General features: G+C 57.1%; 9 protein-coding genes and 1 pseudogene. 2 read left to right on the top strand and 8 right to left on the bottom strand.

What is annotated here, in order from left to right:
- Position 1: 1 nt before the first annotated feature.
- The 8 genes and pseudogenes from AB3L03_RS12075 to AB3L03_RS12110 all read right to left on the bottom strand — a co-directional run bounded on the left by AB3L03_RS12075 (position 2) and on the right by AB3L03_RS12110 (position 9,414).
- Positions 2-1,045, bottom strand: coding sequence for an ABC transporter substrate-binding protein (locus AB3L03_RS12075; RefSeq protein WP_368508657.1), 1,044 nt, complete (start codon positions 1,043-1,045; stop codon positions 2-4).
- A 106-nt stretch (positions 1,046-1,151) separates the two neighbouring features.
- Positions 1,152-2,246 carry an ABC transporter ATP-binding protein gene (locus AB3L03_RS12080; protein WP_085349065.1) on the bottom strand — a complete coding sequence of 365 codons (1,095 nt, stop codon included), beginning with the start codon at positions 2,244-2,246 and terminating at the stop codon, positions 1,152-1,154.
- 356 nt (positions 2,247-2,602) lie between these two features.
- On the bottom strand, positions 2,603-3,370 hold the full coding sequence (locus AB3L03_RS12085) for an extracellular solute-binding protein (protein WP_368508658.1): 768 nt from the start codon (positions 3,368-3,370) through the stop codon (positions 2,603-2,605).
- A 22-nt stretch (positions 3,371-3,392) separates the two neighbouring features.
- Entirely contained in the window at positions 3,393-3,593 is a 201-nt protein-coding gene (locus AB3L03_RS12090; RefSeq protein ID WP_240543936.1) for a hypothetical protein, read from the bottom strand.
- Positions 3,594-3,738: 145 nt separating this feature from the next.
- Positions 3,739-4,110, bottom strand: a complete 372-nt coding sequence (locus tag AB3L03_RS12095) for a RidA family protein (RefSeq protein WP_085349028.1) — start codon at positions 4,108-4,110, stop codon at positions 3,739-3,741.
- Between the two features lie 918 nt (positions 4,111-5,028).
- Positions 5,029-5,463 carry a hypothetical protein gene (locus tag AB3L03_RS12100; RefSeq protein WP_368508659.1) on the bottom strand — a complete coding sequence of 145 codons (435 nt, stop codon included), beginning with the start codon at positions 5,461-5,463 and terminating at the stop codon, positions 5,029-5,031.
- Between the two features lie 32 nt (positions 5,464-5,495).
- Positions 5,496-6,836: pseudogene (locus tag AB3L03_RS12105) on the bottom strand (IS5 family transposase).
- Between the two features lie 1,606 nt (positions 6,837-8,442).
- The gene (locus tag AB3L03_RS12110; protein ID WP_368508660.1) at positions 8,443-9,414 is read right to left on the bottom strand and encodes a D-2-hydroxyacid dehydrogenase; all 972 of its coding nucleotides are present in this window, start codon (positions 9,412-9,414) and stop codon (positions 8,443-8,445) included.
- Positions 9,415-10,204: 790 nt separating this feature from the next.
- On the opposite strand from AB3L03_RS12110, the gene AB3L03_RS12115 reads away from it, so the two are divergent.
- Positions 10,205-11,128 (top strand): DUF1837 domain-containing protein, encoded by a 924-nt coding sequence (locus AB3L03_RS12115; protein ID WP_085348224.1) that lies wholly within the window; start codon positions 10,205-10,207, stop codon positions 11,126-11,128.
- Entirely contained in the window at positions 11,125-13,242 is a 2,118-nt protein-coding gene (locus AB3L03_RS12120) for a DEAD/DEAH box helicase (RefSeq protein WP_368508661.1), read from the top strand. The genes AB3L03_RS12115 and AB3L03_RS12120 overlap by 4 nt, the downstream gene beginning before the upstream one ends.
- Positions 13,243-13,244 lie beyond the last annotated feature (2 nt).

The raw sequence follows: 13,244 nt of genomic DNA on the forward strand, positions 1-13,244 counted from the left end.
GTTACTTTGCGAGCCAGGCGGTAAAGCGTTGGCGCAGTTCGTCGCCCCTCTCGCTCCAAAAGCTTGAGTCGCTCAGTACAACTCTATCCATATGCTGAGGCGCATTCGGAAGGTTAGGCAGCATGGTCGGATCAACAAGTGCGATCGCGTCCCTGTTGCCCGTTCCTGATGCGGTGTTGTTCGCCACGTCGGCCTGTGGCTGGGGCCTACCGGCGAAAGCGAGGAATTTGTAGGCCGCGTCTAGTCTCGAACTGCCCTTCGGAATAACCCAGGCGTTCCCGGTCAGCACCGCAGCATCCCACATGATCTCAAAATGCTTGCCCGAGTTCTTGTTGGCATCATAGACTCGAGTGGTCCAGGAGTCAGTCATGACAACCTGACCATCGGCGAGAAGCTGCGGTGCCTGGGCGCCGGCCGTCCACCAGATGATGTCCTTCTTGATCGTATCGAGCTTGCTGAAAGCGCGGTCCACGCCTTCCGGCGTGCGGAGAACCTTGTAGACATCCTTGATGGGCACACCGTCAGCAATCAAGGCCCATTCGACGGGAGGACTCTTGTACAGTCCTCTCTTGCCAGGAAATTTCTTCAGATCGAAGAAATCGGCGATTGTCTTCGGGCCATTTGATAGCTTGTCCCTGTCATAGATAACAATAGTCGCAGCGCCGCCGGCCGGCACTCCGCACTCCGTGTAGTTGGCGTCCTCGAATTTGTCTGGATCGAGGCCCAGCTTCTTCCAGTCGAGCGTTTCGATAGTACCTTCCGCGCACAATTGCCGGACCCCCGACTCGGTGGCGTAAACCACGTCCCAACTCACGGTCTTGGTTTCGACCATCGCGCGGATCTTGGCGAGCCCGTAATCGTACTCGGCTTCATTGACCTTGATCCCGCTCGCCCTTGAGAAGGGGTCGAAAACGACTTTACGCAGGACCTTCTGAAAGGACCCGCCGCCACCTGTGACCGTGAGTTGATCCTCCGCAAACGCGGGATTCGGGGGCGCGAGCATACCCGCTGTCAGGCCAACCAAGGCCAGGACGCTCATACGCATCAATGACTTCCTCATGGTCTATTCTCTCCCCTCTATGCCGCCACCGGATGGAGGCGGCGCCGCCGAAGACCTCGACCAGCGTGCTCCGACGAAGCCTCGGCCGTCGTCACGGTACGTTGAGGGCCCGGCAATCCTCAGTTTTCCAGCCGATGGTAATCACCGCACCGGGCTCGATCAGTACCGCCCCTTCCGAATTCGGCAGCTTCACCACGAAATCATCATGACCGCAGACCGAAACCCGGGCGCGCACGTGGTCACCCAAATAGATCACTTCCCCAACTTGCGCGCTGAAGACATTGGGCAACGAGCCTGGCGCCGGGTTCAACTTCACCCGCTCCGGTCGCAATGACAGCACCGTCGGCTGGCCGATCGCCTCGACGTTGATCGCCAGCGCGTGCACGTTGCCCGCGCCCGGAATTTCTACCTCACAGTTCGCTCCATTCATCGTTACGACCTTGCCGTGCAACCGATTGTTTTCGCCGATGAACTGGGCGACGAAAGCGTTCCGCGGCCGCTCGTAGAGCTCAGCGGGCGCAGCGAGCTGCTTGATGGCTCCTTCATTGAACACCGCTATGCGATCAGACATGGTCAGGGCCTCGCTCTGATCGTGCGTCACGTAAACTACGGTGACGCCGAGACCCTCATGGATATGCTTGATCTCGAGTTGCATATGTTCGCGCAGTTGCTTGTCGAGCGCCCCAAGCGGCTCGTCCATCAGCACGAGCTTGGGATCGAATACGAGCGCACGGGCGAGCGCGACGCGCTGCTGCTGTCCGCCTGAAAGCTGGCCAGGCCGGCGCCCGCCATAAGGGCCAAGCCGGACCATCTCGAGAGCCCGCTTGATCTTAGCCTCTCTCTCCAGCTTTCCAAGTCTTCGCACCTTAAGTGGGAAGGCGAGGTTCTCCTCGACGGTCATATGCGGAAACAGCGCGTAATTTTGGAACACCATACCGATGTCGCGCTTGTGCGGCGGCATATTGTCGATCGACCGCCCAGCCAGGAGGATCGAGCCATGGGTGGGAGCCTCGAAACCGGCGAGCATCATGAGGGTGGTCGTCTTGCCAGAGCCAGAAGGCCCAAGCATCGTCAGAAACTCACCTCGTGCAATGTCCAGGTTGAGATCCTTAACGACCAGCGTATCGCCATCGTATGTCTTTTGAACGCCACGAAACGCCACAAACATATCATTCGCGCCTAGCATCACCCCTCTTCCCTCCGCGGCCCGTGGCGCGGCGTCGGTTGCGGCACTCGTGGATGAGCCGACCACAATCTCCTTCTTGATGAACTGCAGGTTCTTGCGTGCGCCGCCCACGCCGCGGAGACGGGCCGGCATGACGCTATTCATTATCTTCTCCCAACCTGCGCTCCTTCCAATCTGCTTTCTTGACCCACGTCCCTAGGGTTCGGGGTTTTTTCTTTGTGAAGTACTATCGGGCTACTCGAGGCGAATTCAGTCAATATGACTGCTTGATTGGCCGAAATGCTGCGCCGAATAGACCGGATGCGAAGATTCGTCTCAAAGGCCCTTTCTGAACCATTAGGATACGATAGCTTGGCTCACGTTGCCCCGAGCACCGCCCGACACCATGCGTATTCCGATGCGCCGGCCACTGATTTCGGCACGATGCCGACCAGGCATTTCGAATTATCCGGACGGGATTTCGATCTTCCCGGACCGATTTCGCTCCGCGCCTGGGTCACCTTGAAGTTTGCGACGGGAGCCGTGAAGCTCATCTGTAGCTGCTGTCCCGCACAGCTTACGCTTGTTGTCGCCATTGAACTCGATGCGGTAGGTCTAGGCGGCCGAGGATGGCGTTGACTGTGATGACCGGGATTTGGTCGGTGAGAAGGTAGCGGCGGGTGCCCTGGCCGTCGGCGAGTAGCGGCGGCGGCTGCGCGCCGGACGTCCACCAGACAGCGTCCTTCTTCCTTGTCGAGCTTTTTAAAGGCGCGGTCGACGTCGTCGGGCGCTTTGAGGAGCTTATACACGTCCTCAATGGCCACGCCGTCGGCGATCAGTGCCCATTCGAGGTTGCCGACAGGGGTCTTGTTCCGTCCGCGGGCGCCAGGGATTTTCTTTGTGTCGAACAGGCCGGCAATTGTCGTCGGGCCATTCGCCAACTTAGCCTTGTCATAGGCGATCACGGTGGCAGACGCCAGTGACGGCACACCGCAGTCCTGCTGATCACCGGTCATGAACTTGGTCCGGTCAAGACCCAGCATCTTCCAATCGATGGTCTCGAGAAGACCCTCGGCGCACATTTGGATGGCCTGCCTACCGCTGCTGTCGACCACATCCCAGCTCACGCCCTTGGACTCGACCATGGACTTTGGCAATCTCGCCGCTCTATTCGTCCTCGATGATCTTTATGCCGGTTGCCTTCGAGAACGGCTCGAAATAAGAGTTCCCCTCGCTCATCTGCACGGACCCGCCCCAAAAGACGATCGTCAACTGATTGTCCGCAAAAGCAGGGTTTGCCGGCATCAACGCGCTCGACGCCAAGACTGTCAGGGCCAGGACGCTAGCATTTACTAGGAAGGTCGTCATCGCCGTCTTCCTTTCTCCCGTGTATGCCCCGGGATAGGAGCGACATTATTTGGACTGCCCCGACATAGCATCGTGTGGATCGAGTGCCCGGCAATCCTCAGTTTTTCAACGCCTCGATGACACTCACCGAGGCGTCAAACGATCATCACCCGCGCTTGCGATAAGCCACGCAATCGATCTCAACGAAAGCGTCGGGCACCAGCAGCTGCACCGCAATCGTCGTCCGGGCAGGCTGATTATTGGTGAAGACTTTCGCGTACTCCTGGTTCATCGCGTTGTAGTCGGCCGGCGAGGCCAAGGAGACAGTGCACCGGACCACGTCCGATACCGTCAGCCCATTCTCCGAGAGCACGCCCGCTATGTTCTTGAGCGACTGCCTGGTCTGCGCAGCGACGCGCTCTTCTCGGGATTCACCTGCGCCGGAGCGATTCGGAATATTGAGGCCGAACTGCCCCGAAACAAACACCAAATCGCCGGCAAACACCGCCTCGCGCCAAGTAACCGTAGGGTCAAGCATAGCGCTTACCTTTCCTCATATGTTTTGACTGGCGTGCGAAGCAACTGAAATGAGATCGCAAGAGATCAACATTCCGCGTAGGCTATTCCGCGTATCGCGCAGAATTTCAGCGAATTTTCTGGGCTCTAGCTGATTTTCGAGCGCATTTGCGTGCTTGAACAGAGTTTCGTCACGCGCTCGCGCAATTCGTTTCGAGGCGCCGTCCCATTTATTCTGTTGGAGCGAGCGGCTCGGCTATGCCTCCGACGGAAACCGCCCCTTCTGCCGCACTGGTGTCGTCCGGATGAACCGAACCTCAGACGCTGACGGATGCTTGTCTGCAACCGCGACCTCGTCAGCCTGAAGCAATCAGCCACGTCGCGGATCCGTGCCGCCCCGCCGATTTGGGTCTGCTGGAGTCGACGGGCACTGGATGTTTGTCGCTCGCACGAAGAGCTCCCTCGATGGTGGCGCCCGGCGGGCAGAAGCAATCTCTTGCAAAGGTTGATTGCCGCACATAAACCCAATGCCGGCGCAAAGATTACTGGGCCCGCCATTCCAGCATACGTTTCCCGATGTGCTCGAGATTCGTCGCACCATCGAGACGCTTGGCCGCAAGCCAACCGGAGTCCTCGTACAAGACCTTGGCGGCATTCCCGGACTAATACTGAGCAGCGGAACCAGATCGGCGGGCAAATGATCGAGCTGGTGTGTGTTTGGGCCAGGATATCCGGTTCCCACAGTAGTTTCTGCAGCGATCGCAGCTCGATTTAAGAAAGCGACCAGCTTCTGCCCATTCTCGCTGTTCGCCCCCCTTGAGCACTGTTATGTACCCGTAATCAAGATATGCACCATCCCAAGCAATGCCTGTGGGAGCGCCTTGACGAATTGCATTGATCGCGCGACCGTCGTAGCAGCTTGTGATTGCAAGCTCCCGGTTCATGAGCAACTGCGGTGGCTCGCCACCCGACGTCCACCGTAGGCGAGCAACTGCGCTGTTCCAAATACTGCTACTCCGTTCTTTAGACGAACCGCCGCGGGTACGCGCTCCAGGGACTCGGCGTCCCAAACGCTGTAGTCAATGGGCGCGAACATGCCGGCTGCGTCCATCGTTGGATATTGCGAGCCTTGAATGAAGGCAACGTCCCAATCGACGCGTCCTGCTGCGTTCATCGCCTTGACCTGAGGCTCGGCGACGTCGGCAATTAGGTCGATTATCTTGATCCCGGTTGTCTTGGTAAAGGGGTCCCAGACGTACTTGCGAATGCCCTGGGTAAACCCTCCTCCCACCGACTGAACGATGACTTCGCCGGAACCTGCAAGCCTGTCACTCGCAAAGGCCGCGGTGTTGCGAGCGACCACGGGAATGGTCATCGCGGCGGCCGCCGCCCGTAAGACGTCGTCCGTTAAGAAGCCGAATTGAGCGGGAGCGGACAGGCAAGCGTATGCGATAGCTGGATCAGGAAGAGGCACAAGAGTTCTCTGAGCCAGGCGAGGATACGGCGGAAGTTGTGGCCGACTGCTGAGAGCACGACGTTGGCGGCGTCGCCGGCGCGGCCTTTGAGATAGCAGCGGCCAAGGTGACCTTCGGCCTTCAGATGTCCGATGATGGGCTCGATGGCGGAGCGGCGCCGGAACTCGCGCTTGATGGCGCCGAACACGCCGCGCTTCCGGCCCGAAATGTAGACGCGACGGGGATTTTGCGTGTCGTGGCCGCGATATCCCTTGTCGACATGGGCCCGCTCGATCGGACAGCCGGTGAGCGCCCCTTTCGATGACGTCCCGCAGGGTATGACCGTCGTAGGGATTATCGGGCAGCGACCTGGCGTGCAGTACGAACAGGCCACCGGGCGCCCGGCGGTTGTTGGTGACGATGGAGGCCTTCACGCCGAACTCGTAAGGGGCTGCGGCCTTGCCTTTGCCGATGCATTCCACCTCCGGGGCATAGAAGGAATAAAGCTTCCAGCCGCGCTGGCGCTGCTGCTGCGAGCGGATTCGCACGGCCCGGCCAAGCGGGAGGGCGAATGCCTCCTCCAGTGCCGGCTGGCCCTCGATCTTGCGGCGGATGTCGCGGATGATACGGCCGAGCCGGCTGCGCAGAATGCGCAACTGCCGCTGATGCCGGCTGAACTGTTTGGCATGGGCGTAGCGGCCCGCCATCATCGCGGCGGCCTTGGCCCACGAGAATAGGATTGCCGCAGCCTGACGGCGTGCCTTCTGGCCAGGCGGTTGAGCCCCTTGATAGCCGCATGAAGCAGCTTGGCATCAGTCGGAAAGGTGATGGCCTTCGGCTGCACCGTGGTGTCGACGGTGACGCGCTTGAGGTCCTGGCCGCGTAACGCGCCGGCCTCGTGCGCCACCCGCAGGCTCTCCGCCAGCAGCAGCTCCAACTTGTCGCCGAGCCGCTTGCGCCAATGGCTCAGGTCCGAGCGCTCGTGCGGGAAGGCATGCTGAAAGAACTCTTGCCCGGTGAAGAACTGGAAATACGGGTCGTGAACCCAGCGCTCGCAAACGCCCTCATCGGACAGCCCGTAAGTGTGCTTGAGCAACAGCAGCCCGATCATGAACCGGGTCTCGATCCCGGGCCGGCCATTCTCGCTGTAGAGCGGCGCGACCTCGCCGTCGATCCAGTCCCAATCGATCTTGCCGGCCAGCTGAACCAGCTCGTGCTTCATGTTGATGATCTGGTCCAGCCGCGCCCGGAACAGATCGTTCGATCCCGTCGTCCTGTGCTTCTTCGGTCGCATCGGCCCCTCCGATGCACCACAGAATCATGGTCCGCAGCGAAAGGGAATCCACAAACGAAAATTGCAAGGTTTGGGGGCCTCAAGCCCCCAATCCCTGCAATCTCAAATGCCGCCGCAACCGGAAAACTGACTCCTGCTCAATCGCTTAGAGCCTTGTTCACGGACGACTAAGACGTTCCTGCGAGTAAGGCCGGACCGTTGGTACCCCACATTGAAAAGAACTGGCTATGACATACCTCTCCAACTTTCATTTCATCGATAGAGCGGCTGCAACCTCTGGCCGAGTCACCATTCTCTATCCTTTGAGTTGGCGACGAGAGACGTCGAGCCAGCGCCACACATGATTATCCGATAGCAGTCGCCATGCTCGCGGGCTTATCGATCGATTGGCACACACATGGGCAGATCGGCACATTGCGCGCGGAAGCAGTCGGCTCGCCAGTAGTGATGCTATAATACGACATGATTGGCGAAGACGGCATCAAATGCCGATTGAGCGCACGATAACCCATGCAACCTGATGCACGCTCGATCATCATGCACCTCCCGCTCGCCGCTCGTCCAAGAGTAGCCCCTTGAGCGCACCCAGCCTTCGTCCCAAGACCGAGCGTAACGACACGTCGATACTCAATCCTGCAATTGGATTGGCACTCGCGCTGAAATCCTGCTTTGTAGCCGCATGTTCGCTGGAACTCCTCCGGCAAGCGCGAACCAATCGAAAGTCGTGGAGTTCGACTACGTGGTCGTCCCTGAAATACGCTGATTTCGGGCCGGCTTGACTAGGGTCGGACGTCGCCAGGACTTGCTGCAGGACGCGTGAGCACTAAACGAAGTAGCGGAAGTCCTAGCTAGGCCGCCTGGGGCGAGAACAGCATCGTTGGAAGACCTTGGCGGTGAATAGCTGACTTGCAATCCGGACGCGGCATTGTGGCCTGTTAACCATTCTGAGCGAGGATGCGCGCTAGATGCTATTGCCGATCAACGCCTCGCTTTCCGAGATCGGCGGTTGATGCGCGGAACAAACAGGCCGAGCACGTCAGCCTTGCCTTCAATCTTGCGAGCGGACTCGCGGGCAATACGCCCGAAGTAAGTCGTAAGCGTCTTCAAGGCGCTGGCGGCACGCCTAAACTGCTTGGCATCGGCAAAGCGCCGGGAGTGATCAGCGCGCAGTGCACCTCGCGCGCCGGAATTCGCAGCGTGATGCCGACGCCATCGGAAACGCCGAAGCCGGCATTTCCGCGGGTTACGATTGAGCGGCAGTGCATCTACGCTTGGGCTAGACGGTGTCATCGATGAAGCTGCGTTGAGCTCGGATGGGCTTTGTAGCCACATTTTTCTGTCAACGAGAAGCTTTCGTGGAGCCCTGCGCGGCTCCTCGAGGTGCACTCACTCCATCCAGCCAACTAGCGCTCGAATACCTGACGGAGCTAAAAAGTTCTGGGCGCGGCAATCTGGATGCGAGGCGTGCGTGGTAATGATTGGCGCGGCATCGTCGCACACGCGAGGCTCGTTGATCCCTGATTCTTGCGGAGCAACAATCAGGATCCTGGGTCCCGCGTGCGAGGACGAACATTCTGGTCCAGGCAATTCTTTAGCGCGATTCGCCTCAGTAGCCTCGCGTCAGGTCGACCACATTCCGCAACGGCTTCTTTTCAAGGTACCGCTGCAGGTTGTCGCCGAAGATCTCGAATACGCGGGCGGTATAGTCGCTGGGATAGCCGGAGACGTGTGGCGTGATCAGCACGTTCGGCATCGTCCAGAGCGGACTGTCGGTCGGGAGCGGTTCTCGTTCGAACACATCGAGGAGGGCTCCAGCGATGGTGCCTGCCTGGAGTTCCTCCACGAGTTCGCTTTCCGCGATTACTGACCCGCGGGCAATGTTAATCAGGAAGGCACCGCGCCGCATTTGACGAAGCTGCTCACGACCCATGAGCTTGGTCGTTTCTGGAAGGTGGGGAACGGCAAGCACAACGAAGTCTGAGAGTCGCAAAAGCTCCGCGATGTCTTTCGGCGGCAGGAGCCTGTCGACATTTTCAAGTGGGCTGGTCAGATCGCGTTTCGAGCCAATCACAGTCATCCCAGCGCTTTTGGCGCGACGAGCGATTTCGACGCCGATGGATCCGAGCCCGACCACGCCCAGCGTCTTGTGGGAGATAGGCTGCACTGGTCGCATGTGCCACTCCCGACCAGATTGCTCCCGCATGAACCGCGGAAAGTCCCAGTGCATCATGCCGATACCCGTCATTACGAAATCCGCAATGGAATCGGCATGGATACCCCGAGCGTTGGTAACGATAAGGTCGCTAACGCGGTCGCGGATCGGCAAGATTGCGTCAATGCCGGCGGAGGTCGACTGGAACCAGCGCAGTCGACGTGCCTTGTCGAACAACTGGACGGGGAAATCGATGCCGGAGCCCACGATGATATCCGCATCCGCCACCTGGTCTTCTAGCGATGTAAGATCCTTGGCGCTCAGCACGCGCAGATTCGGAAAGCCTTCACGGGCGAGGCGAGCAATTTCGGAACCATGGACCAGAACAGTGACCGTATCGCTAGCTGTAGATATGGAAGATGTCATTACTCGTCTTGTCCTCGTTACTGTGCATGAGTGCACATAATGAACTGAAAGTGATTGCGAAGCGTGATCGCTCGGTGGAGTGGCAACGGATCTCTTGTTGCTCACTCGTTTGCTGCCGGCGCCTGCCGAGCTTCCGCACGCGAGTTCTCGCCGGCACCCTTCAGTGATGCTAGCCAACAGCTCGATGCCTTACCTAGATAGTACCAACCCGCTTGTTTGGATTTCGCGCGATGTAGGGCGTCGTATTGCAGATTTGCTGCGCCTGATGTCGCTTCACCCAAGAAACCCTGCGAGTTCACGCCGTGATAAGGCAGTTGGAGTCCCGAACACGGATAAGCGATCGCAAGTTGGTGTGCCTGGTCAGAGGTCAGAACCTGCTTGCATCGCCGATTTTCTGCGACAGCGGCGCAATAAGACGTATCTGCGTCGGGCGCGGTCGAGACGAAGTGTGCACTTTCGAGTTTGAGGCAGGCTGGTTACGAGGTCCATCGAAGTGAGAATGTGAATCTGCGAGGGGGCTGGCCCTTTGTGCGATTCTTCATGGGAGTTGGCCTTGAGGCGCCACGGACGCAGGCCCTACCAGGCGGGCGGCAAGGGCGCATCGCCCCAGCAGAAAAGCGCACCTGCAGGAGCGTGAGGAAAGCGACCCCGAGTGCAGCGACGAGACCGGTTACCTTTTCGGATAAAATAGCCGAGCAAATGCACCAGCATTCCCCCTCTACCTACGAATGTGCAGTAGGAACCTGTACGAATCTGAAATATGTGTAAGTTTTTGGGGGTAAATATAGCGATGGCCGGCCTGTCATTCGAAATCCTTATTGATGACGCCCTTGCCGGCATCACTTCCGTGTCTCAGCTCACCACTTTGGTAAACAAGCGCGTTCTAAGCTTAATTAACGACTTCGAAGACACCGAGTGGCGGTATCTCAAATTCCAGAGTTACCTCTGGGACAATATAGCTGAAACCGCATTGTCCCAAAGAGAGCGATCCGCACTTGTGGATCAGAGTCACAGCAGCCTCATAGCAGCGGCTCAGAACCTCAGATTGACTGACAAGGACGAGGTGGGTCAGGGAAGCGAAATAGCCGAAGTATTCTTGTATGGCCTAATGCGCCATCGTTTTGGCGCTCTGCCTGTCGTTCCGAAGATATTTTACAAACAGAATGTTCAGGACAACGCCAAGGGAGCAGACAGCGTACACATTGTAGTGAAGGGCGACGACTTCACACTGTGGTTCGGCGAAGCGAAATTCTACAACTCCATAGCTGATGCTCGCCTCGATGCAGTAGTGACCTCCGTCTTGAACTCACTATCGACCGATAAGCTGAAGAAAGAAAACGCGATCATCACCAGCGTCTCGGACCTGGATGGACTGCCGATCCCCGCACGCCTTCGAGAGAAGATCAAAGCCGCTTTGAGCAACCGCGAGTCGATCGACAAGCTGAAGGCGAAGATTCATATACCGATCCTTCTATTACACGAATGCCTCACGACGGCCGCTGCCAGCGAGTTATCGGAGACCTACAAGACGGAGTTGGCCGCCTTTCACAAGGAACGGGCTGAGTCTTACTTTTCAAAGCAGCTCGCAAAATCCAGTTCGGTTCACAAATACGATGATCTCAACTTCCACATCATACTCTTTCCGGTTCCAAGCAAGAAGAAGATCGTTGATGCGTTTGTCCACGCCGTCGCCTTCTACAAAGGACAGAAATGATGGAGATTTTTGAGACCTGTCAGGAGATTAACAGGCTGCTATCGATCCAGAATGAGCTGGCTGCCAGAAATCTATTGATACAGCTGCTGGCAGACCTGGATCGGGTCAAGACGCCCTACCCGCAGTTGGTGAACCATATGATCCGCGCGACGGGCCTGTTTCCCTACCTGCAGCTTGAGAGCGCGTCGTGGGACCAGAAATACGTACATCACGCGTTTGAGGTTGACGTTGGCCGCCGATTGGCAACCCTACACCGAGAGCAATCCTCTGTCCTTGCCAGACTTCTGAACGGGAGGAGCATCGCGGTAAGCGCCCCAACGAGCTTCGGAAAGAGCTTTATCATTGACGCATTTATAGCCGCAAAGCATCCGGACACGGTTGTGATCATCGTCCCGACAATCGCGCTCATGGACGAAACACGAAGGCGACTGTTCAAGAAATTCTCCGAACACTACACGATCATAACGGCACCGGATACGCGGCTCGGACCTAAGAACATCCTCATCTTTCCACAGGAGCGCGCCTTCGGATACCTGGCATCCCTTAAAACGATCGACCTTCTCGTCGTCGATGAATTCTACAAGGCGAGCCAAGAGCACGATCCCGAGCGCGCCTCCTCTCTGGTAAAAGCGATCTTAAAACTTTCGAAGAAGGCAAGCCAGCGGTACTACCTTGCACCGAACATCAAGAAACTCAACGATAATGCGTTCACGCGCGACATGGAGTTTGTTGAACTCCTCGATTTCAATACCGTGTACTTGAATATCCAAGAACCGTACAAGGAATTTGGAGGAGACGCCGCCAAGAAGGGCGCGAAGTTGATTGAGCTGATTTCTCCGGGCGATGAAAAATCACTCATCTACGCTGGTACTTACACTGAAATCCGAAAAATAGCCGACCTTGTCATCAAGAACCTGCCAACCGTAGATCGGATTTACACCTCAGCGTTCGCCAAGTGGCTGAGGGAAAATTACGAAAAAGACTGGCTCTTGGCCGATCTGGTGGAGCGGGCAGTCGGGGTTCACAATGGCAGCATGCACAGGTGCCTGAGCCAGCTGCAGATCAGGCTGTTTGAGTATGAGGACGGCTTTGACAGCATTGTCTCCACGTCTTCCATCATTGAGGGCGTCAATACTTCTGCTCAGAATGTGATCGTATGGCGCAGTAAGCTTGGCAGGACTAACCTCAAGGATTTTACCTACAAGAATATTATTGGCCGCGGCGGGCGCATGTTCAAGTATTTCGTCGGCAACATCTTTCTGTTAGATGCGCCGCCAAAATCGGAAGATGCCCAACTCGAAATCTCGTTCCCAGATAACATGCTGGGAACTCTCGACGAAGATGGCGATGCAGACCAGCTGACAGACCGTCAAATTGAAAGGATCGTCGAGTACAGAACCCAAATGTCCGACATCATTGGCGAGGAACAATTCGCACGTCTCAAGAGGGAAAGTGTTCTGCAGGACAGCGACGCAGACTTTCTGCTGCGCTTGGCAAAAGACATGAGAGACGCTCCAGAGGATTGGAAGGGGTTCGGCTATCTCAACTCGTCAAATCCAGCCCAGTGGGACTCCATGCTGTACAAAGTGCTCAAGCTCAAACCCGGCGGTTGGGATACAACATGGTCTAACGTGGTGAATGTGACCAAGGAGATTGCGCACAATTGGCGTGATGATTTGTCCCAGATTATTTCGACCTTGAGGCAAAACGGTATTAGCATAGAGGACTTCTTCAAACTGGAGCGGACTGTTACATTTAAATTGTCTGCTCTCCTCGGCGACACAAATGAGCTTCATAAGATCATCGTGAACCCTGCTGTTGATATTTCAGGGTTCGTAGGCAGGATGAGCCGCGCGTTCCTTCCTAGTGCAGTCTACCATCTTGAGGAATACGGCCTACCGCGCATGATATCGAAGAAGATCCAAGCGGCCGGTCTCATCAATTTTGAAGATCCTGACATGGATCTCCTCAGGGCACTCGACCGATTCAAGTTTTTGGGGATTAACGCCGTACTAGCGATCAAATCTCTAGGGCCTTTTGATCGCTACGTTGTGCGCTTCTTTTTCGATGGGATTACTCCTGACGAGTCCCAGACACCGGATGACGCTTCATAGCA

The organism is Bradyrhizobium lupini, from assembly GCF_040939785.1.
Lineage (GTDB): Bacteria > Pseudomonadota > Alphaproteobacteria > Rhizobiales > Xanthobacteraceae > Bradyrhizobium > Bradyrhizobium canariense_D.